General features: G+C 72.2%; 20 protein-coding genes. 13 read left to right on the plus strand and 7 right to left on the minus strand.

Going from position 1 to position 20,592, the window contains the following annotated elements; all coding sequences use genetic code 11:
• The first annotated feature begins 9 nt into the window (after positions 1-9).
• From hpt to folE, 3 genes are all read left to right on the plus strand, one after another.
• Entirely contained in the window at positions 10-564 is a 555-nt protein-coding gene (gene hpt, locus ACGF12_RS20590; protein ID WP_393031772.1) for a hypoxanthine phosphoribosyltransferase, read from the plus strand.
• Positions 565-790: 226 nt separating this feature from the next.
• On the plus strand, positions 791-2,848 hold the full coding sequence (ftsH, locus tag ACGF12_RS20595) for an ATP-dependent zinc metalloprotease FtsH (RefSeq protein ID WP_393031775.1): 2,058 nt from the start codon (positions 791-793) through the stop codon (positions 2,846-2,848).
• A 107-nt stretch (positions 2,849-2,955) separates the two neighbouring features.
• Complete coding sequence (gene folE, locus ACGF12_RS20600; RefSeq protein ID WP_329883966.1) at positions 2,956-3,561, plus strand: GTP cyclohydrolase I FolE; 606 nt, start codon at positions 2,956-2,958, stop codon at positions 3,559-3,561.
• Positions 3,562-3,580: 19 nt separating this feature from the next.
• On the opposite strand, the gene ACGF12_RS20605 is transcribed toward folE, so the two are convergent.
• Positions 3,581-4,369 carry a ferritin-like domain-containing protein gene (locus ACGF12_RS20605; protein WP_393031779.1) on the minus strand — a complete coding sequence of 263 codons (789 nt, stop codon included), beginning with the start codon at positions 4,367-4,369 and terminating at the stop codon, positions 3,581-3,583.
• Between the two features lie 126 nt (positions 4,370-4,495).
• Positions 4,496-5,650 carry an alpha/beta hydrolase gene (locus ACGF12_RS20610; protein WP_393031782.1) on the minus strand — a complete coding sequence of 385 codons (1,155 nt, stop codon included), beginning with the start codon at positions 5,648-5,650 and terminating at the stop codon, positions 4,496-4,498.
• 369 nt (positions 5,651-6,019) lie between these two features.
• Here ACGF12_RS20610 and ACGF12_RS20615 point away from each other — a divergent pair, with 369 nt between their 5' ends.
• The 7 genes from ACGF12_RS20615 to ACGF12_RS20645 all read left to right on the plus strand — a co-directional run bounded on the left by ACGF12_RS20615 (position 6,020) and on the right by ACGF12_RS20645 (position 12,660).
• On the plus strand, positions 6,020-7,864 hold the full coding sequence (locus tag ACGF12_RS20615) for a phosphatidylglycerol lysyltransferase domain-containing protein (RefSeq protein WP_393031785.1): 1,845 nt from the start codon (positions 6,020-6,022) through the stop codon (positions 7,862-7,864).
• A gap of 75 nt (positions 7,865-7,939) precedes the next feature.
• Entirely contained in the window at positions 7,940-8,821 is an 882-nt protein-coding gene (gene folP, locus ACGF12_RS20620; RefSeq protein WP_393031788.1) for a dihydropteroate synthase, read from the plus strand.
• Positions 8,822-8,831: 10 nt separating this feature from the next.
• A complete protein-coding gene (locus tag ACGF12_RS20625) occupies positions 8,832-9,329 on the plus strand; it encodes a nuclear transport factor 2 family protein (RefSeq protein WP_387624798.1) in 498 nt (165 codons plus the stop codon).
• Between the two features lie 247 nt (positions 9,330-9,576).
• Positions 9,577-9,936 (plus strand): dihydroneopterin aldolase, encoded by a 360-nt coding sequence (folB, locus tag ACGF12_RS20630; RefSeq protein WP_030288941.1) that lies wholly within the window; start codon positions 9,577-9,579, stop codon positions 9,934-9,936.
• A gap of 43 nt (positions 9,937-9,979) precedes the next feature.
• The gene (gene folK / locus ACGF12_RS20635; protein ID WP_380613211.1) at positions 9,980-10,579 is read left to right on the plus strand and encodes a 2-amino-4-hydroxy-6-hydroxymethyldihydropteridine diphosphokinase; all 600 of its coding nucleotides are present in this window, start codon (positions 9,980-9,982) and stop codon (positions 10,577-10,579) included.
• 177 nt (positions 10,580-10,756) lie between these two features.
• Positions 10,757-11,245, plus strand: a complete 489-nt coding sequence (locus tag ACGF12_RS20640) for a DUF3180 domain-containing protein (protein WP_387624792.1) — start codon at positions 10,757-10,759, stop codon at positions 11,243-11,245.
• Between the two features lie 200 nt (positions 11,246-11,445).
• Positions 11,446-12,660 (plus strand): hypothetical protein, encoded by a 1,215-nt coding sequence (locus ACGF12_RS20645; RefSeq protein ID WP_393031794.1) that lies wholly within the window; start codon positions 11,446-11,448, stop codon positions 12,658-12,660.
• A gap of 97 nt (positions 12,661-12,757) precedes the next feature.
• Here the strand turns inward: ACGF12_RS20645 and ACGF12_RS20650 are convergent, their stop codons facing one another.
• Positions 12,758-13,333, minus strand: coding sequence for a TerD family protein (locus ACGF12_RS20650; RefSeq protein WP_387632125.1), 576 nt, complete (start codon positions 13,331-13,333; stop codon positions 12,758-12,760).
• 152 nt (positions 13,334-13,485) lie between these two features.
• Positions 13,486-13,983, minus strand: a complete 498-nt coding sequence (locus ACGF12_RS20655; protein ID WP_380613215.1) for a hypothetical protein — start codon at positions 13,981-13,983, stop codon at positions 13,486-13,488.
• A 67-nt stretch (positions 13,984-14,050) separates the two neighbouring features.
• On the opposite strand from ACGF12_RS20655, the gene arfB reads away from it, so the two are divergent.
• Positions 14,051-14,482, plus strand: a complete 432-nt coding sequence (arfB, locus tag ACGF12_RS20660) for an alternative ribosome rescue aminoacyl-tRNA hydrolase ArfB (protein WP_393031798.1) — start codon at positions 14,051-14,053, stop codon at positions 14,480-14,482.
• Between the two features lie 16 nt (positions 14,483-14,498).
• Here arfB and ACGF12_RS20665 read toward each other — a convergent pair whose 3' ends face one another.
• The gene (locus ACGF12_RS20665; RefSeq protein ID WP_393031801.1) at positions 14,499-15,035 is read right to left on the minus strand and encodes a flavin reductase family protein; all 537 of its coding nucleotides are present in this window, start codon (positions 15,033-15,035) and stop codon (positions 14,499-14,501) included.
• 357 nt (positions 15,036-15,392) lie between these two features.
• Here ACGF12_RS20665 and ACGF12_RS20670 point away from each other — a divergent pair, with 357 nt between their 5' ends.
• Both ACGF12_RS20670 and ACGF12_RS20675 read left to right on the plus strand, forming a co-directional pair.
• Complete coding sequence (locus ACGF12_RS20670; protein ID WP_393031804.1) at positions 15,393-17,186, plus strand: diguanylate cyclase domain-containing protein; 1,794 nt, start codon at positions 15,393-15,395, stop codon at positions 17,184-17,186.
• A gap of 201 nt (positions 17,187-17,387) precedes the next feature.
• A complete protein-coding gene (locus ACGF12_RS20675; protein WP_393031807.1) occupies positions 17,388-18,392 on the plus strand; it encodes a carbohydrate-binding protein in 1,005 nt (334 codons plus the stop codon).
• A 63-nt stretch (positions 18,393-18,455) separates the two neighbouring features.
• Here the strand turns inward: ACGF12_RS20675 and nagA are convergent, their stop codons facing one another.
• Positions 18,456-19,637, minus strand: coding sequence for an N-acetylglucosamine-6-phosphate deacetylase (nagA, locus tag ACGF12_RS20680; RefSeq protein WP_393031810.1), 1,182 nt, complete (start codon positions 19,635-19,637; stop codon positions 18,456-18,458).
• Positions 19,634-20,581 (minus strand): ROK family protein, encoded by a 948-nt coding sequence (locus ACGF12_RS20685; protein ID WP_393031812.1) that lies wholly within the window; start codon positions 20,579-20,581, stop codon positions 19,634-19,636. The genes nagA and ACGF12_RS20685 overlap by 4 nt, the downstream gene beginning before the upstream one ends.
• Positions 20,582-20,592: the final 11 nt, after the last annotated feature.

Genomic DNA, 20,592 nt, shown 5'->3' on the forward strand with positions numbered 1-20,592 from the left:
GTATCCCCGGTGGACCAGAACGACATGGGCGCTGACCTCGCGAAGGTGCTCATCAGCAAGGACGAGATCGACGCCAAGCTCCTGGAGCTGGCCGAGCGGATCGACCGGGACTACGCAGGCAAGGACCTGCTGATCGTCGGCGTCCTCAAGGGGGCCGTGATGGTCATGGCCGACCTGGCCCGGGTTCTGCACTCGCAGGTGACCATGGACTGGATGGCGGTCTCCTCGTACGGCATGGGCACCAAGTCCTCGGGCGTGGTGCGCATCCTGAAGGACCTGGACACCGACATCGCTGGCCGTGACGTCCTGATCGTCGAGGACATCATCGACTCCGGTCTGACGCTGTCCTGGCTGCTGGGCAACCTGGGCTCGCGCGGCCCGGCCTCGCTGGAGGTCTGCACCCTGCTGCGCAAGCCGGACGCCGCCAAGGTCGAGATCGACGTGAAGTACGTCGGTTTCGACATCCCGAACGAGTTCGTGGTCGGCTACGGCCTGGACTACGCGGAGAAGCTGCGTAACCTCCCCTTCATCGGGACCCTCGCCCCGCACGTCTACGGCGGCTGAGGCCCCGTTCGGGCGACGGGCGGGAACAGTAGGTTGTTCCCGCCCGTTAGGACCGGGGGGACAAAGAACGACAGCCGTGTCGCTGCGCTCCCGCCACGGGCGGGTCCGACTGCGGTACGGTCCAATAAACCGCTCTTCACATGAGCACAGACCGGATGCGCCGCGGCCCACAGCCTCCCGGCGCCGTTGAGTGGCAGGAGGGACGGGGCGGCAACGCCCCGCATGGATGGACGTTAAGCGATACTTCCGTGCGCCGATCATGTGGATCGTGCTGGCCGTCCTCGCCGTCATCGTACTGATGCAGGTCGTTTCGGACTCGAACGGCTACAAGACGGTGGACACCGGGCAGGTCGTCGCGGCGATCGACGCGCACAATGTCAAGTCCGCGCAGATCACCACCGGTGACTCGAACACGATCAAGATCCAGCTGAAGGACGGCGCCACGCTGTCCCCCGCCGGCACGGGCAAGGCCCCGTCCGGCAGCAAGTTCCAGGCCTCGTACATCGGCGACCAGGGTGTCGCGATCGCCGACAAGCTGCAGGCCCAGATCAACGACAAGGACCCGAACACACTCGCCGAGGGCTACACCGTCAGCCCGGAGAAGCAGAGCACCTTCGTCAGCCTGCTGCTGTCGATGCTGCCGATCGTGATCATCGTCCTGGTCTTCCTGTTCCTGATGAACCAGATGCAGGGCGGCGGCTCCCGCGTCATGCAGTTCGGCAAGTCCAAGGCCAAGCTGCTCACCAAGGACACCCCGAAGACCACCTTCGCCGACGTCGCCGGTGCCGACGAGGCGGTCGAGGAGCTCCACGAGATCAAGGAGTTCCTGCAGGAGCCGGCCAAGTTCCAGGCCGTCGGCGCCAAGATCCCCAAGGGCGTGCTGCTCTACGGCCCGCCCGGTACCGGTAAGACCCTGCTGGCGCGTGCCGTCGCGGGCGAGGCCGGGGTGCCGTTCTACTCCATCTCCGGCTCGGACTTCGTCGAGATGTTCGTCGGTGTCGGTGCCAGCCGGGTCCGCGACCTGTTCGAGCAGGCCAAGGCGAACGCCCCGGCGATCGTCTTCGTCGACGAGATCGACGCCGTCGGCCGGCACCGCGGCGCGGGCCTCGGCGGCGGCCACGACGAGCGCGAGCAGACCCTCAACCAGCTGCTGGTCGAGATGGACGGCTTCGACGTCAAGGGCGGCGTGATCCTGATCGCCGCGACCAACCGCCCCGACATCCTGGACCCGGCGCTGCTGCGCCCGGGCCGCTTCGACCGCCAGATCGCGGTGGAGCGCCCCGACCTCCAGGGCCGCCTGGACATCCTCAAGGTGCACCAGAAGGGCAAGCCGATCGCGCCCGACGTCGACCTGTCGGCCGTCGCCAAGCGCACCCCCGGCTTCACCGGCGCCGACCTCTCGAACGTGCTCAACGAGGCCGCGCTGCTGACCGCCCGCTCGGACAAGAAGCTGATCGACAACGGCATCCTGGACGAGGCGATCGACCGCGTCGTGGCCGGTCCGCAGAAGCGCACGCGGATCATGTCCGACAAGGAGAAGAAGATCACCGCGTACCACGAGGGCGGTCACGCCCTGGTCGCGGCGGCCTGCCAGTACAGCGACCCGGTGCACAAGATCACCATCCTGTCCCGCGGCCGGGCCCTCGGCTACACCATGGTGCTCCCGGACGAGGACAAGTACTCCACCACCCGCAACGAGATGCTCGACCAGCTGGCCTACATGCTGGGCGGGCGCGCGGCGGAGGAGCTGGTCTTCCACGACCCGACCACCGGTGCCTCGAACGACATCGAGAAGGCCACCGCCACCGCGCGGGCCATGGTCACCCAGTACGGCATGACCGAGCGACTGGGTGCGATCAAGTTCGGCAGCGACAACTCGGAGCCGTTCCTGGGCCGTGAGATGGGTCACCAGCGCGACTACTCGGAAGAGGTCGCTGCGCTGGTCGACGAGGAGGTCAAGAAGCTCATCGAGAGCGCGCACAACGAGGCCTGGGAGATCCTGGTCGAGAACCGCGACGTGCTCGACAACCTGGTTCTGGAGCTCCTGGAGAAGGAGACCCTGAACAAGGAGCAGATCGCCGAGATCTTCGCCCCCGTGGTCAAGCGCCCGGCCCGGCCGGCCTGGACGGGCTCCACCCGTCGTACGCCGTCCACCCGGCCGCCGGTGCAGTCGCCGAAGGAGCTGGCGCTCACCAACGGCGCCGCCGCCGCCGTCGACACCGCTCCGGTGGACATCGTGAAGCTCCCGCCGATGCCGGCCGCCGAGCCGCCGACCGAGAGCTGAGCAGGGCACCTGTACGGAATGGATGCCGCGTCACCAGGGTTTGTACCCTGGAGGCGCGGCATCCGTGCTGTTCAGCCAGAGTCTTCCCACAAGTAAGCGAGGCCCGCATGATCGACCCGGTGACGCTCGACGGTCCGCCCGCCGTCGGGACCTTCGACCAGAAGCGGGCCGAGAACGCCATCCGCGAGCTGCTGCTCGCCGTGGGGGAGGACCCGGACCGAGAGGGCCTGCTGGAGACCCCGGCCCGGGTGGCGCGGGCCTACAAGGAGATATTCGCGGGCCTGTGGCAGGAGCCGGAGGAGGTCCTGACCACCACCTTCGACCTCGGCCACGACGAGATGGTGCTGGTCAAGGACATCGAGCTGACCTCGGTCTGCGAGCACCACCTGGTGCCGTTCCGCGGGGTGGCGCACGTCGGGTACATCCCGTCCACCAGCGGCAAGATCACCGGCCTGTCCAAGCTGGCCCGGCTGGTCGACGTCTACGCCCGCCGCCCGCAGGTGCAGGAGCGGCTGACCAGCCAGGTTGCCGACGCGCTGATGCGGATCCTGGAGCCGCGCGGGGCGATCGTCGTGGTCGAGTGCGAGCACATGTGCATGTCGATGCGCGGCATCCGCAAGCCCGGCGCCAAGACCATCACCTCCTGCGTGCGCGGCCAGCTGCGCGACCCGGCCACCCGGGCCGAGGCGATGAGCCTCATCATCGGCCGGTAGCGGCCGGCAGACGGACGACTCAGGGCACCTCGTGCTCCGCGTGCGGCGGAGCCGGGGTGCCCAGCGCGTTGCGGCGCTCGGGCATCCGCAGGGTGACCATCCGGCGCCAGCCGAAGGCGCGGTCGTACAGGTACAGCGCGTGCACCCCGAGGGTGACCAGCGCGAGCTGCCAGCGCGGCCAGCGCAGGATCCGCGCCATCCGGGCGGTGACCGCGAGCCCGACGTCCCGGTGGGTGCGGATCTCGCCGCGGGCGCTGGTCTCCAGGGTGTGCCGGATGTACGGGCCGTGGCCCTCGGCCCGCAGCCGCAGCAGCTCCTCGTGGCAGTACGCGAGGTGGTTGTCCTCGTCGGCGGAGATCATCCGCATCGCCCGGCCGAGATCCGGATTGTCCCCGTACACCTTGACCAGCCGGCGCATCTGCTCGGCGGCGCGCTGTTCGGTGACCCGGCTGTGCGCGAGGTAGGTGATGATCTCGCGGTCGGTCAGCGGGACGTCGCTGTTCAGCCGCTCGTGCGAGAGCCCGACGCCCTGGCGCTCCAGCAGCATGCAGTAGTCGGCCTCGTCCGGGACGGGCACCTTGGGCAGGCCGCGCTTGTTCAGCAGCTGGGTGAAGATCCGGCCGTGCTTGCGTTCGTCCGCGCCGTGCCGGGCGACCTTCGGGGCGAGGGCCGGGTCCCGGGTGAGGGCGGTGATCCGCTCGTTCTCCCAGCCGCCCTGGTCCTCGCCGCCGGCCGCGATGCTGCAGAACAGCTGGTAGGCCTGGTCGTTCCGGTAGATCTCGTTGAAGAGCGAGCGGGTGCTCAGCACGGTGCCTCCTGCGCGGATCCGGGGCGGTGCCCGTGGGAAGTCGGACGGGCGGCCGCGATACGTTCCCCCGGGCCGCCGGCCGGCCGGGCCGACCGGCGGGTAGTCACTCACACGCGCCGACGCCGGTCACCCCAGGTGCGCGCCCAGCCATTCGAGCGAGGCGGGCAGCTCCCTGGTCCAGCTGTCGAAGTTGTGGCCGCCGTCCTCCAGGAAGAGCGACTCGACCTTGAACTGCGGATTGGCCGCGGCGACCCGGGTGGCCTGGTCGACGAACTGGGCGGTCAGCGGGTAGTCCGACTCCTTGCGGGTGGAGACCACCAGCAGGTTGAGCGGCGGGGCCGGGAGGTTCTGCAGCCGCCAGCCGAGGTCGTGCTGCTGCGTCAGCGTCTTGTCGCCGTTGAAGAGGTCGCCGCCGGTGTACTGGTCCTGGCGCACCGAGACGTCACCGTGCAGGCCGGCCGCGTTGCCGTAGACGTTCGGGAAGCGCATCGACAGGCGCATCGCGCAGCTGCCGCCGGTGGAGTAGCCGATCAGGCCCCAGGAACCGGCCGAGCGCCCGAGCCGGTAGGTGCTGTGCAGCGCCTCGGGCAGGTCCTTGACGAACCAGGTCTCGGTGCGGGGCCCGCCGGGGACGTCCACGCACTCGGTGTCCCGGGACGGGACGACCGCCGGGCGGGCCAGCACCAGTACGGCTGGCGGCATCTTGCCGGAGTGCTGCAGCTCGATCGCGGTCTGCAGCAGCGGCAGCTCCTTCATCAGGTTCAGGGTGGTGCCCGGGTAGCCGGCGATGGCCACCACGGCCGGGAAGCGGACCAGGGCGAACTTCGGGTCGAAGTAGGCGGGCGGCAGGTAGACGAACATCTGGTCGGTGAAGCCGGTCTCCTTGCCGCTGACCCGGACCGACTCGATCCTGCCGACCTCCTCGGGTGTGCCCTTGGGCAGGTTGCCGATGGTCTCCAGGCCGCCCTCGCCGGTCGGTTGGATCAGCTGCTCGGAGACCGGGGTGCCGCCCTTGTGGTTCTCGTTGCTGGTCAGCGCGTGCTTGGCGCTGCCGGGGTCGAGCAGGTCGTTCCAGGAGGTGTAGAAACCGAAGGAGTTGTTCACCGACAGCGCCAGCACTGCCACGATCGACACCTGAACGACCGTCAGCAGGCCGATCCGGCCGAGCACCGGCAACGGGCGCTGCCGGGCCAGCCGGGGCCAGATCCACAGCGTGGTGAGGAGGGTCGCGGCGCCGAGGGCGAGCAGCGAGTTCACCAGTGCGTCGCTGGTCAGTTCCATGCCGTCGGCCTTCCGGTGGGGCGCTGTCGGTGCAGGCTTCATCGTCTGGCGGTCCGTCAGACCGGGCCACCGCTGCTAGGCCGACCGGATGCCCGGGAGGGCGGGGGGAGACCGGGGGCAACCGGCGCCCTAGAATGCGGCGTCCACCGGTACGTAACGCGTGCCGGAGGGCCCGGACCCGCTTCGCGGCGGCGGGCCCTAGGCTCCCACCCCCGGCTCAACCGCAGCGCGCCCACGGTACCGGTTTACCTACCGTTTCCGGATCCTTGGTATGCGCATGGCCTGATGAAGGAATAGGCATGAAGGTCCATCACACGTGCTCCCCCGGAGTGACCGGACACCGCCCCGCAGCCTCTACGCTGAGCTTCCATGAGTGTTCCCGTGTCCGTTGAGCCGAGCCCCGAGCAGCCGTCGCCGCCCCGTCGGCGTGGTCTGCAGACGCTGCGCAACCAGGCGGCCGCCGTCCCGAGGGCCTGGCTCCCGGGAGCGGTCGGCTACGCCTGTCTGCTGATCGGGCTGTTGGACATCGCCAGCGCGGTGTTCCCCAAGCTCCGGCACACCAAGATGCACACCTTCGCCGGGCAGCTGCCGGGCGGCACCACCAGCCTGGCCGCGGTCGGCACGCTGATGGTCGGCATCCTGCTGGTGCCGCTGGCGCACGCGCTGCGCCGTCGCAAGCGGCGGGCCTGGCGCGCGGTCTGCGTGCTGCTGCCGGTCAGCGCCGCGCTGCACATCGTCCGCTGGCACCAGATCGGCCCGGCGGTCGTCTCGCTGGTGGTCCTCGCCGTGATGCTGGTGCACCAGCGCGAGTTCTACGCCAAGGCCGACCCGCGCACCCGCTGGGGCGCGGTGGTCAACCTGGTCGTGATGGGCACCCTCAGCGTGCTGCTCGGCCTGCTGATCGTGAGCACCCGCACCCGGTACGAGGTCGGGCACCCGGCGATCGTGGAGCGGCTGCAGCACGTCGGGTACGGACTGTTCGGCTTCGAGGGCCCGGTCCGCTACACCAACGAGCGGATGTCCGACCTGGTGGCCTACCTGCTCGGCGGGCTCGGCCTGCTGACCGCCTTCACCACCGCCTACCTGGCGCTGCGCCCCGGCAAGCCGAAGCCGGAGCTCACCGCCGAGGACGAGGACAAGGTCCGCGAGCTGCTCAAGCGGCACGGTGAGCGCGACTCGCTCGGCTACTTCGCGCTGCGCCGCGACAAGAGCGTGCTGTTCTCGCCCACCGGCAAGGCCGCGATCTCCTACCGGGTGGTCTCCGGCGTGATGCTGGCCTCCGGCGACCCGGTCGGCGACGTCGAGGCCTGGCCGGGCGCGATCAAGGTGTTCATGGCCGAGGCCCGCGAGCACGCCTGGGTGCCGGCCGTGATGGGCTGCAGCGAGGTCGGCGGCGAGGTCTGGACCCGTGAGGCGGGTCTGGACGCGCTGGAGCTGGGCGACGAGGCGATCGTCGACACCTCGACCTTCTCGCTGGCCGGCCGCGCCATGCGCAACGTGCGCCAGATGGTCAAGCGGATCGAGCGCAACGGCTACTCCTGCAAGGTGCGCCGGGTCTCCGAGCTCGCCGCGGACGAGAAGTACCGGATCGCCGACGCCGCCGCCCGCTGGCGCGGGACCGACACCGAGCGCGGCTTCTCGATGGCCCTGGGCCGCTTCGGCGACCCGCTGGACGACGACTGCGTCGTGGTCACCGCCCACAAGGCCCCGGAGGAGGGCGAGAGCGGCGACGACCTGAAGGCCGTGCTGCACTTCGTGCCCTGGGGGCCGGACGGCATCTCGCTGGAGCTGATGCGCCGCGACCGCGCCGCCGACCCGGGCCTGAACGAGCTGCTGATCGTCGCCGCCCTGCAGGCCGTGGGCGCCATGGGCATCCGCCGGGTGTCGCTCAACTTCGCGATGTTCCGCTCGGCGCTGGCCCGCGGCGAGCGGATCGGCGCCGGCCCGGTGCTGCGCGCCTGGCGCGGACTGCTGGTCTTCCTGTCCCGCTGGTTCCAGATCGAGTCGCTGTACAAGTTCAACGCCAAGTTCCAGCCCGAGTGGGAGCCGCGCTTCCTGGTCTTCCCGAGCACCCGGGACCTGCCGCGGATCGGCTTCGCCGCGATGCAGGCGGAGGCCTTCATCACCCTGGGCATGCCGCGCTTCGGCCGCAAGCGCCAGCGGGAGGGCCTGATGCCCGTCCCGTCGACCCGTGAGGCCACCGAGGCCGCCTGAGGCTCCTCGACACCGTCCGGGGCCCCTGCCGAGAACGCTCGGCGGGGGCCCCGTTCGATAATGCTCCGGTCGATAATGGGCAGCATGAACGATTCGCCGTCCTTCTCCCTGCCGGCCGGACTGCCGCGGCTCGACCGCTGCGCGGTGATGGGCGTGGTCAACGTCACGCCCGACTCCTTCTCGGACGGCGGGCTCTGGTTCGACCCCGCCAAGGCGATCGCGCACGGGCTGGCCCTGCGCGCCCGCGGCGCGGACCTGGTGGACGTCGGCGGCGAGTCCACCCGGCCCGGCTCGCAGCGGGTGCCCGAGGAGGAGGAGCTGCGCCGGGTGCTGCCGGTGGTGCGCGAACTCGCCGCCGCCGGGATGGTGGTGTCCGTCGACACCATGCGGGCCTCGGTCGCCGAGCGGGCCGTGGAGGCCGGCGCCGCGATCGTCAACGACGTCTCCGGCGGGCTCGCCGACCCGGCGATGGCCCGGGTGGTCGCCGAGACCGGCGCGCCCTTCGTGGTGATGCACTGGCGCGGGCAGTCCGCCGACATGGACCAGCTGGCCGTCTACGACGACGTGGTCACCGACGTGGTCGCCGAGCTGACCGACCGGATGGACGCCCTGCTGGCCGCCGGGGTCAAGGAGGACCAGCTGATCCTCGACCCGGGGCTCGGCTTCGCCAAGACCCCCGGGCACAACTGGGCGCTGCTCGGCCGACTGGACGCGCTCACCGCGCTCGGCCGTCCCGTGCTCGTCGCCGCTTCGCGCAAGCGGTTCCTGGGTACGCTGCTCGCCGACCCGGAAACCGGGGAGCTGCGCCCGGCCCGCGAGCGGGACGACGCGACCGCGGCGGTCTCGGTGCTGTCGGCCCAGGCCGGTGCCTGGGCGGTACGGGTGCACGACGTGTCCGGTACGGCGGACGCCGTCCGCGTGGTCGCGGCCTGGCAGCGCGCGGCGCGGCTGGGGTGAGGGAGGGTCTGTGACAGGTGACGGCAGGTTGAGCGGCGCGGCGGCCGGAAAGGCCCACGAGGTGGACCTGGAGGCGGTGCTCGCGGCGAACCGGGGGTTCTACGAGGCGCTGGAGCGGGGGGACGTCGAGGCGGTCGAGGAGGCCTGGCTGGGCCCGGAGTACGCCGACGACAAGGGTGGCGTGGTGTGCGTGCACCCCGGCTGGCCGGTGCTGCGCGGGCGGGCGCAGGTGACCCGCTCGTACATGCTGATCATGATGAACACGGAGTACATCCAGTTCTTCCTGACCGATGTCGAGGCCGAGGTCCACGGAGATGTGGCCCTTGTCACGTGCACCGAGAACATCCTCTCCGGCGGCGAGGCGGAGGAGGAGGGGGAACTCGGGCCGCTGGTCGGCGGAAAGGTCGTCTCCAGCAATCTGTTCCGTCGCACCCCGGCCGGGTGGAAGCTCTGGTCGCACCATGGTTCACCTGTTCTGACCAGCGGTGACGAGGACGACGAGGACTGATTTCCACGGTCGCGGAAAATCGGCGCCGGACCGTCGCGGGGGAATTTCCGAGTGGTCACCGAACGTTCACGTCAATCGCCGGATCGGTGTGCGTGGCGACGGTTCGTGCCGGGTAGGACGGTCAGACGTTGTCCGCGCTCGCGGGTAGATTCGAAACGGAGTGGCGGGTGTGCTGCCCGCCGTCGCCCTGCCCGTCCATGCCTTTCTCCGGGCGGGGCCCGTCCGACTGGGAGCAGTGATTCGTTTGCTGGACCGCGTCACCCTGCGGGGGCTGCGAGCCCGGGGCCACCACGGCGTCTTCGAGCGCGAGCGCGTCGAGGGCCAGACCTTCGTGGTCGATCTCGTGCTGTACCTGGACACCCGCCCCGCCGCGTCCGGAGACGACCTCACCCGCACGGCGCACTACGGCATCGTGGCCGAGGAGGTCACCGCGATCATCGCCGGGGAACCGGTCGACCTGATCGAGACCCTGGCCCAGCGCATCGCCGACCAGTGCCTGAAGCACGACGCGGTCGAGGAGGTCGAGGTCACCGTGCACAAGCCGGACGCCCCGATCACCGTGCCGTTCGACGACGTGACCGTGACCATCCACCGGGGCCGCGCATGACCCCCACCGCGCGCCTGGTTTCCGATGCAGAGGGATTTCTTCGATGAACAGCAGTGACCCGATCGCCGAGCCGAACGCGTTCGACCTGGAGAGCCGGGTGGACTCCGCCGACACCACGCTGCACAGCCAGCGCTGCGCGGTGATCGCGCTCGGCAGCAACCTGGGCAACCGGCTGGACACCCTGCAGGGTGCCGTCGACGCGCTCGCCGACACCCCCGGGCTGAGGATCAAGGCCGTCTCGGCGGTCTACGAGACCGAGGCCGTCGGCGGCCCGGACGAGCAGCCCAACTACTACAACGCGGTCGTCGTGCTGCGCACCTCACTGCCCCCGCGGGACCTGCTGGAGCGCGGCAACGCGATCGAGGACGCCTTCGGGCGGGTCCGCGAGGTCCGCTGGGGTCCGCGCACCCTGGACGTCGACATCCTGGCCTACGAGGGCGTCGTCAGCGACGACCCGCAGCTGGTGCTGCCGCACCCGCGCTCGCACGAGCGGGCCTTTGTGCTCGCCCCGTGGCTGGACGCCCAGCCGGAGGCCGAGGTGCCCGGGCACGGGCAGGTCGCCGCGCTGCTGGCGGCGCTCGGCGGTCCGGACGCGCAGGGCGTGAAGCGCCGCGACGACATCCGGCTGACCCTGCCGGAGTAGCCCCCACGAGAGACGCGCCCGCCACCGGTCGGCCGGCGGGCCGGGGAACTCGGTCAGGGGGCCCGGCCGTACGAGTAGATGTCCGCCCGGCCCGGCCCGGTACGGTGGCCTGGCGTCGCCGTGCCGGGCCACCGGCCGGCCGGCGGGCTCTGGTACCCCGGGAAGGACCTCCTCCGCGTGAAGCTGCTTCGCCTCCGCCTGCTGATCGGCATCACCGCCGCGACGACGGCGCTGTCCTGGGCCGGTTCCAAGCTGTGGGCCTCCCTGGACACGCTGCCGGCCGTGCCGGCCGCGGCGCCGGCGGTACTGGCGGCGGTGGCGGTGATCCTGCTGGCGACCACGATCTCGCTGCGGTCGCGGCTGAAGGCGGTGCGCGAGCGGCTGCCCGGTGCGAAGCGGGTCGACCCGCTGTTGGCGGCCCGCGCGGTGGTGCTGGGGCAGGCCAGCGCGCTGGTCTCCTCCGTGGTCACCGGGATCTACGCCGGGGCCGGGATCTACCTGCTCGGCGAGCTGGACGTGTCGGCCCGCAAGGACCAGGCCGTCACCGCCGGGCTCGCGGTGCTGGCGGGGGCCGCGGTGATCGCGGCGGCGCTCTGGCTCCAGCACGTGTGCAAGCTGCCGGAGAACCACGACGACCCGAGCGGGCCGGCGGCCTCGCACCGCTGAGACGTCCGCGGGATCGGAAGCCGGTCATCGGCGGGTCGTCGGCGGGGCATCGGCCCGCCGACGCCGGGGCGTCGCTGAGCAGGCCCTTTTTAGTGATCTTGAGTGAAAAGCCGGGCACGTGCGGTAAAAACGACACCCTGTCAAGGGCGGAAGGGGACCCTGGGCTGACAGGCCCCCAATTCGCACGCTAGTTTCTTGGTATGTCTCGCGGACGCCACCGTCATTCCTCCGTCCTCGGCCGGATCTTTCCCCCCACCGCCGCCGGCGTACTGCTGGTCGCCGCACTGGCCGCTCTGCTTTTCAGTCAGGACACCATCCTGGTGCGCTCGGTGGGCGTCGCGGCGCTGATCGCGGTGCTCGGCTTCGCGCTGCTGCTGCGCCAGCGGGACAAGGCGGCCCGGGCGGCCGCCGAGGTGTCCGCCGCGCAGCGGATGCGCGCCGAGGAGCGCTTCGAGGAGCAGTTGGCCGAGGCCGAGTACGCGGCCGAGGTCGCCGAGGAGCGGGCCACCCGGTTCGGGCGGCGGCTGACGGCGGAGAAGTCGCGGCTGGCGAAGGCCGAGACCGAGATCGCCCGGCTGCTGCGGGAGCGGGCCGTGACGGTGGCCGAGCAGGCCCTCAAGGAGGCCGAGGCGGCCCAGCGGGCGCTCGCCGCGAGCCGTCCGAAGTACCCGGCCAGTCCGGCCGCGTTCGTCCGCGCGGCGGCCGTGCTGCGGCTGCTGGCGCGGCGGGCGGCGGAGCAGGAGGCGCAGCGGGCCCCCCGGACGCTGGGCGAGGTGCCGGCGGGCGCGGAGGTCGCGCTGCGGGCGCCCGCGACGCAGGCGCTGAGCGGCACGGCCGCCCCGGCGCCCAAGCCGGTGTCCGTGCCGGCCCCGGTCGCGCCCTCGGTGCCCACTCCCGCGCAGGCACCGGCGGGCCGGGCCCCGGCGCAGCCGAAGCCGGTGCAGCCCGCCGCGCTGCGCCCGGCGCTGACCGCGACGGTCGGTCAGCTCGGCGGGACGCAGAGCGTTCCGGCCGTGGCGCCGGCCCCGGCCGAGCGGCAGCGGACGCGCCCGGCGCAGTCCGGGCAGGTGCGCGGGCAGGGCTTCAGCTTCTTCGGCCGCACCTCGGGTGCGGCGGTACGGGCGGCCGCTCCGGCGCCGGCGGTGGGCAGCATCGCCGAGCTGGGGGACCGTGCGGACCTGGCGGACGTGGTGGGCGACGAGGCGGTCGCCGCGAAGGCGAAGGCCGAGGCGCAGGCGGCGGAGTCGGCCGTGCCGGACGGCGCGCGGCCCGCGCGGTCCGGACAGCCCTCGCAGCCCACGCCGTCGTCGGACGCGGCCGAGGAGCCGGAGCAGGGCGAGCCGACCGTGGTGGACCTGACGCCGGAGGACGAGACCGAGCTGATCGAGCTGCCGCAGCTGCGCGCCTCGCGCTGAGGAGCCTGCGCGAAAGCACGCGGCGCGGGAAGTCGGACGGATCGACTTCCCGCGCCGCGGGCTTTTTCGGGGCAGGCCGGATCTGCTGGGGGGTGCGTCAGATCTGGACGCCGAAGTCCTGGGCGATGCCGGCCAGGCCGGAGGCGTAGCCCTGGCCGACGGCGCGGAACTTCCACTCGCCGTTGTTGCGGTAGAGCTCGCCGAAGATCATCGCGGTCTCGGTGGCGGCGTCCTCGGAGAGGTCGTAGCGGGCGATCTCGGCGCCGCCGCCGGCGTTCACCACGCGGATGTAGGCGTTGCGCACCTGGCCGAAGTTCTGGCCGCGGGCGACGCCGTCGTAGATGGTGACCGGGAAGGTGATCTTGACGGCCTCGGCCGGCAGGCCGGCCAGGTTGACGTTGATCGACTCGTCGTCGCCCATGCCCTCGCCGGTGCGGTTGTCACCGGTGTGCACGACGGTGGCGTCCGGCGTGCTGGTGTTGTTGAAGAAGACGAAGTGGGCGTTGGACAGCACCTTGCCGTCCGCGTTCAGGACGATCGCGCTGGCGTCGAGGTCGAATTCGGCGCCGGTCGTGGTGCGGACGTCCCAGCCCAGGCCGACGCTGACCGCGGACAGGCCGGGGGCCTCCTTGGTCAGCGAGACGTTGCCACCCTTGGAGAGGCTCACTGGCATGGCGATTGCAGTCCCTTCGTTCGCTTTTCCCGGGAGAACGCGATACTCCGGTGGCTTGGTTCCGCGGCGTCCGTGAATTCTTCGCGGGGTGTCAAGCAAGAGCAAAGGGTGGGCAATGCGACGGCCGGGTGGCGGGCTCGGGCGTCGGGGGCTCAGACCCGGGGGAAGCGGCCTTGGAGCGACCAGATGTTCGGATTGTCGGCCAGGTCGGGGTGCATGTCGAAGAGGTCGGCGAGGGTGTCCTGGAGGAAGTCCCGGGCCTCGCGCCGCAGGTCGCTGTGGCGCACCACGGCGGGCGGTTCGTCCCGCAGCCAGGTGGCGGTGATCTCCACCCAGTTGAAGCGGCGGGCGAAGCGCAGCAGCTCGGTGTTCTGGGTGAAGTCGAGGTCGGCGGTCTGCACCCGGGCGGCCCGGGAGCCGTCCGGGTCGCGGTCGAGCTGCTCGACGATGTCGCACAGCGCCCAGGCGAAGTCCAGCACCGGCACCCAGCCCCAGCGGGTGGAGAGTTCGGCGCCCTCGGCGTCCAGGTAGACGTCGCCGCAGAACAGGTCGTACCGCAGCGAGCGCACGGGGGCGGTGCGGTAGTCGGTCTGCGGGGGGTCGGGGAAGCGGTTGGAGAGGGAGTAGCCGAGCTCGATCACGTACGCCATTGTCGGGGTTCGGGGCGCGGGCGGATAACCGGGTGACCCGGTGCACCCGACGCGGGATGATGGGCGCATGCCCGAGCCCATCCGCGTACGGGGGTCGGTGGTCGTCCCCGACGCCGAGCTCGTCTGGCGCTTCTCGCGTTCTTCCGGCCCCGGTGGCCAGCACGTCAACACCTCCGACTCCAAGGTCGAGCTGCGCTTCGACCTGGCGGCCTCCAGGGCGCTGCCCGAGGTGTGGCGCGAGCGTGCCGTGGAGCGGCTGGCGCACCGGCTGGTGGACGGCCGGGTGCTGGTGGTCCAGGCCTCCGAGTACCGCTCGCAGTGGCGCAACCGGGAGGCGGCCGCGGCCCGCCTGGCGGCGCTGCTGACCGAGGCGTGCGCGCCGCCGCCGAAGGCCCGGAGGGCGACCAGGCCGAGTCGCGGGATGGTCGAGCGGCGGCTGTCCAACAAGCGGCAGCGCTCCGAGCTGAAGCAGGGCCGGCGGGCGCCGCGCCAGGACTAGCCGGGTTCCGGGGGCTCTAGCCGAGGGCGCGGTAGCCGCCGCGGAAGTAGAGCAGCGGGTGGCCGCCGGGAGTGGGGACCGTGGCCTCCAGGACGCGGCCGACCAGCAGGGTGTGGTCGCCCGCGGGTATCCGCTGTTCGGTGCGGCACTCGACGGCGGCCAGCGCGCCCTCGACCAGTGGGGCGCCGGTCCGCGGGCCGCGCCGGTGCGCGGTGTCCGCGAACAGCAGCCGGTCGCTGAGCCGGCCCTTCATGGCGAAGCGGGAGCCGAGCGTCTTCTGCCCCTCCGCCAGCACCGAGACCGCCCAGGTGTCGACCCGGGAGAGCACCTCGTCCATCCGGGAGTCCTCGCGGACCGAGATCAGCACCAGCGGCGGCTCCAGCGACACCGAGAGGAAGGACGTGGCGGTCATGCCGATGTCCTCCCCGTCCTCCGGGTCGTGGACGGTCACCAGGCTCACGCCGGCGGCGAGCTGGGAGAGTGCTGCCCGGAACTCGTCGGGCGTGGCGTGGGAGGCAGCTTCGGGCTGCGGGGACGGGTACACGTACCGCACGGTAGCTGGCGGCCGCGGGGAACGGCATCGGGCCGTGGTCGTAGGACCAGCGGTGCGGTCGGGCCGGGCCCGGAGCGGACTCACCCCCAGGAGTGAAGCCGGGGGATCGGCGGGTGCAGGGGGCTTCAGCGTGCGGCCGATGCGGCCGACCACGAGAAATGTTCCGATAGCGCTTTATGTCCCGCTATGGGGCGGATGAACTGATTAAGGACGCATTAGTGTCGTGTGATTTAAGTCACAAGTGGTGGCCTATTGCTGACCGAGCGTGCCGAACGCTGTGCTCCCTGTGATTCAGTTCTTCTGGCAATCGGACGATAACCAATCAAGAACTATCCGAAGCAGCCGGGGAGCCCCCGCATGGAAGCCGAGTCGGAGCCGTACGTCCGTCTCGCGACCCTCCGCACCTTGCACCGGGTCGTGGCGGACCTCAACGCTGCCCGCAGCCTGGCGGGCACGCTGCAGGCCGTCGTCGAGGGCGCGGTGCACGGACTCGGCTTCGACTCCGCCGCGGTCAGCCTGGTCCGGCCGGACGGCGACCTCGTGGTGGCGGCGGTCTGGGAGCTGGAGGAGAGCCCGATGGGCGGGCCCTCGGTGCTGCTCGGGCAGGTCGGCTCGCGGGAGTCCTGGGACCGGCTGCTCGGCGTCAGCGACCACTGGGGCACCCTGCGCTTCCTGCCGTACGACCGCGGCTGGGCCGTCGCCAGCGACATCCCGCGCTGGATCGGGGACGGCCCGCTGCCCGTCTACGCCAACGACTGGCACCCCGCCGACGGGCTGCTCGCCCCGATGTACAGCGCCGGCGGCGACCTGCTCGGCGTCCTCTCGGTGGACCGCCCGCGCAGCGGCAAGCGGCCCGGGGCCTGGACCCGCGAGGCGCTGGAGATGTTCTCGCTGCAGGCCTCCATCGCGATCGGCAACGCCCGGCTACGGGCCGAGATGCAGCGCGCGCTGGCCCGGCTGGAGAAGGAGCAGCAGGCCCTGCGGGCCAGCGAGGAGAGCTTCCGCCAGGCCTTCGAGTACGCGCCGAGCGGGATGGCCATCACCGAACTGCACGGCGTCGGGCGCGGCCAGCTGACCAGGGTCAACGACGCGCTCTGTCGACTGCTCGGCCGCCCCCGGGCGGTGCTGCGCCAGCAGAGCTTCGCGGACCTGGTCCACCCCGAGGACCGGGCGCTGCTGGAACGCACCAGCGCCGAGAGCGGCCGGGCGGAACTGCGGCTGTCCCGGCGGGACGGCGGCTACCAGTGGGTCTGCCTGCGCAACTCGATCGTGGCGGACGCGGCCGAGGGCCCGAGCTTCCTGCTCACCCACGTCGAGGACATCGAGGACCGCAAGCGCCACGAATTCCAGCTCGCCCACCGGGCCAGCCACGACGCGCTCACCGGCCTGCCCAACGGCGCGGAGCTCAAGGCCCGGCTGGGCCGTCGGCTCTGCTCCGAGTCGCAGCCGGTCGGCGCCGCCGCCACGTCCGGCGGGGACGCCTACCCGTCCCCGTACGGCTACCCGGCCGACTCGTACAGCGCGCACGCGGCGTACGACGGCCTGGAGGGGGCGGATCCGTACGCCGGGCCGGTGCACGGATACGGGCCGGCCGAGGACGGCGGCCTGCTGCCCGGCCTCGCCCCCGGCTACGGGGAGCACGTGCACGCCGTGGTCCCGGCCGAGTACGGGCCGACCGGCGACGCGTGGTCCGCGCCGTTCCGCTCCGGCCCGCCGGCCCCGGCGGACAAGGGGCTCGCAGTGCTCTTCTGCGACCTGGACGGCTTCAAGTCGATCAACGACCGGTTCGGGCACAACGCGGGCGACGCGGTGCTGGTCGAGGTGGCCCGGCGACTGAGCGGGGCGGTCCGGGACGGCGACACGGTGGCCCGCCTCGGCGGCGACGAGTTCGTGGTGCTGGCCGACGGGATCGGCCGCGAGGAGGCCAAGGACCTCGCCCACCGGCTGCGCAACGCGATCATCCCGCCGATGCGCATCGACGGGCGGGCGATGCGGGTGGGGGTGAGCCTGGGGGTCGGCTGGGCCGGCTGCGGGATGAGCATCGAGGAGGTGCTGCACACCGCGGACGAGCGGATGTACGACGAGAAGCGGGCCCGTGGCGGTGCGGTGCGGGGGGCGCGCGGGGAGCGCTCGCACCGACGGGCGGGCTGACGGGGCTCTCCGCGCTTCGATCGGCTGTTTGCCGAGGTCGGTCGGGTGCCGAGCATCCGGCGCCGCGCAGGTTACCCGCGAGTTGTCAAGGGCTCTTTTCCCGCTGTCCGCTGCGGCAGGTAGGGTTCCCCGTACGACAGCGTCCATGATCTGCGCCGCCCGCAGCCCGGCGGCGCGCACCGGATGGGGGAACAGACCACCGTGACGACCGCCGGCGACAACGGAGTGCCCGAGGGCCAGGGGGGCGGTGCCCCGCAGGACGACGACCCGTTCGGCTACCTCTACCGCCCGGCCGACGGCTCCACCGGGCAGCCGGCCGAGCCGCAGCAGGGCGTGCCCCGGACGTCCTACAACCGGCCGATGGAGGTCGGGCGTGCGCAGTACGGACAGCCTTACCCGCAAGGGGGGCCGCCGCGTGCGCAGCAGCAGCCGTACGGCCAGCCCGGCCCGTACGGCCAGCAGCCGGTGCCGCAGCAGCAGGCCCCGTACGGCCAGCCCGGCATGCAGCAGCAGGCCGAGTACGGCGTGCCCACCCAGCAGACCCGCTACGCCGAGCACTCCCGGCCGCAGCCGGGGGAGGAGCGGCAGAGCAGCGGCCGGAGCAGGGGCGCGGTGATCGGCGCGGTCGCCGTGGTCGCGGCGATAGCGATCGGGGCCGGCATCGCGCTCTCCACCGGCGACCCGGACGGCGACAAGAACGCCAAGGGCGGCGGCACCACGACCACCGCCCCGCCGGCCCCCAGCACCCCGGCGAGCAGCGCCACCAGCGGGACGGCCTCCCCCTCGGCGAGCGCCGGCGCCACCAACGGGCCGTCGACCGTGGACGCCGGCCAGCTGCAGGGCCAGAACGCGCCGTCCGGCAACAGCGTCAAGGGCGCCAAGTCCGCCGACGGCAGCTACCTGACGCTCCAGCAGGGCGGGTCGGTGACCTGGAACGGCCAGATCGCCACGGCCGGGACGTACAAGCTGAGCATTCACTACAACAACCCCGGCGGGGATGTGAAGGGCGCGGCGTCGGTCAACGGGAAGGACTGGCCGAGCGGCGTCACGTACAAGAACTACAACGCCGGCAAGGACCCGTCGGCCTCGTGGTTCACGACGTTCATCCTCCCGCAGTTCCAGGCGGGCCAGAACAGCGTCACCTTCATGCCGCCGTCCGGCGCGGCGGTGCTGATCGACCAGATCGTGATCGAGCCGAGCAGCTGAGACCGCCTCGGACACGACGCGGCCGCCCGTCCCCTGCCGGGGAAGGGCGGCCGTTGCCGTTGCTCAGGCGGACTTGACGGTGGAGAAGGTCTCGCCGCCGCGGACCCAGCGGCCGCGGCGCATCACGGCGACCAGGTCGTAGCTGTCGGAGTCGAGCACGACCAGGTCGGCGAGCTTGCCGGTCTCCAGGGAACCGACGGAGTCGGCGAGGCCGAGCAGCCGGGCAGGGGTGGCGGAGAGTGACTCGACGGCCTGGTCGATGGTCAGGCCGTTGACGGTGACCGAGCGCTTGAACGCCACGTCCAGGGTGAGGGTGGAGCCGGCGATCGCACCGCCCTCGACCAGCCGGGCGACGCCGTCGCTGACCTGGACCTGGAGGGGGCCGAGGGGGTAGAGGCCGTCGCCCATGCCGGCGGCGCCCATGGCGTCGGTGATCAGGGCGACCCGGCTCGGGCCGGCGGTGCCGTAGGCGAGGTCGAGGACGGAGGGGTGCAGGTGCACGCCGTCGTTGATCAGCTCGACGGTGACCCGCTCGTCCTCCAGCAGGGCGACGATGGGGCCGGGGGCGCGGTGGGCGATGCCGGGCATGGCGTTGAAGAGGTGGGTGGCGACGGTGGCGCCGGCGTCGATCGCCTCCAGGGTGGTGGCGTAGTCGGAGTCGGTGTGGCCGACGGCGGCGATGACGCCGAGGTCGGCGAGCATGCGCACCGAGTCGAGGCCGCCGGGGAGTTCGGGGGCGAGGGTGACCATCTTGGCGTGGCCGCGGGCGGCGTCGACGAGTTTGCGGACGAGGGCCGGGTCGGGGTCGCGCAGCAGGTCGGGGCGGTGGGCGCCGCAGCGGCCCGGGGAGATGAAGGGGCCCTCGAAGTGGATGCCAGCCAGGACGCCGTCCTCGACGAGTTCGGAGAGGACGTGGGCCTGGCGGGCGAGGTCGTCGATCTCGCCGGTGACGGTGGAGGCGACGGTGGTGGTGGTGCCGTGGTCGAGGTGGGTGCGGGCGGCGAGCAGGGCCTCCTCGGCGATGCCGGAGGCGTAGGAGGCGCCGCCGCCGCCGTGGACGTGCAGGTCGACGAAGCCGGGGACGACGGTGTGGCCGGTCAGGTCCAGGTCGCCGGGCTCGGTCGCACCGCCGAAGCCGGCGATGCGCTCGCCCTGGACGGCGATCCGGTCGCCCTCGACGACGCCGCCGGGCAGGACGAGTCGGGCATTCGCCAGGGAAGTACGGTCACGGTCCGCGGTGGTCACGCGGTCACCTCCATCGAGAGCAGATCCCAGGCGAGCAGGCCCGCGCCCAGGGACGCGGCGGTGTCTTTGAGCATGGCGGGTACGACCTCCGGGGGCATCTGGAAGGTCAGGCGCTCGGTGACCGCCGCGCGCAGGGGAGTGAAGAGCGTGTCGCCGGCCTCGGCCAGCCCGCCGCCGACGATCACCGTCGACGGGTCGAGCAGGCTCTGGGCGAGCACGATGCCGTCGGCCAGGGCGTCGACGGCCCGCTGCCAGACGGCGAGCGCGCGGTCGTCCCCGGCGTCCACCGCGGCGGCGCAGGATGCCGCGTCGGCGTCGGGGTCGCCGCTGGCCCCGGCCCAGGCGCGGGAGACGGCGGAGGCGGAGGCCAGCGTCTCCAGGCAGCCGCGGGCGCCGCAGCCGCACTGCGGTCCGCCCGGGCGGACCACGACGTGGCCGATCTCGCCGCCGTAGCCGTGGGCGCCGGCCTCGATCCGGCCGCCGATGCCGATGGCGCCGGCGATGCCGGTGCCCAGGGCGATGAACAGGAAGCGGTCCACGCCCCGGCCGGCGCCGAGCCGGCCCTCGGCCAGGCCGCCCGAGCGCACGTCGTGGCCGAGGGCCACCGGCATCGCGGCGCCGCCGGGGGCGGCCAGGCGCTCGCCGAGCAGCGTGCGCAGCGGGAGGTCGCGCCAGCCGAGGTTCGCGGAGAAGACCGCGATCCCGTTCTTCTCGTCGATCGTGCCGGGGACGGCCACGCCGGCCGCGAGCGGGGCGACGCCGAAGCGACTGCGGCCCTCGTCCGCCAGATCGGCGGCGAAGTCGAGGATGGCGGCGACGACGGCGTCGGGGCCGTGCTCCCGCCCGGTCGGTCGGCGTGCCTCGAACAGCACGGAGCTGTCCTGGGCGAGCAGCGCGGCCTTCATGCCGGTGCCGCCTACATCGAGTGCGATGACGTGCTTCACGGAGGACAGTT

Source organism: Kitasatospora sp. NPDC048296 (assembly GCF_043201815.1).
In the GTDB taxonomy this organism is placed as follows: Bacteria; Actinomycetota; Actinomycetes; order Streptomycetales; family Streptomycetaceae; genus Kitasatospora.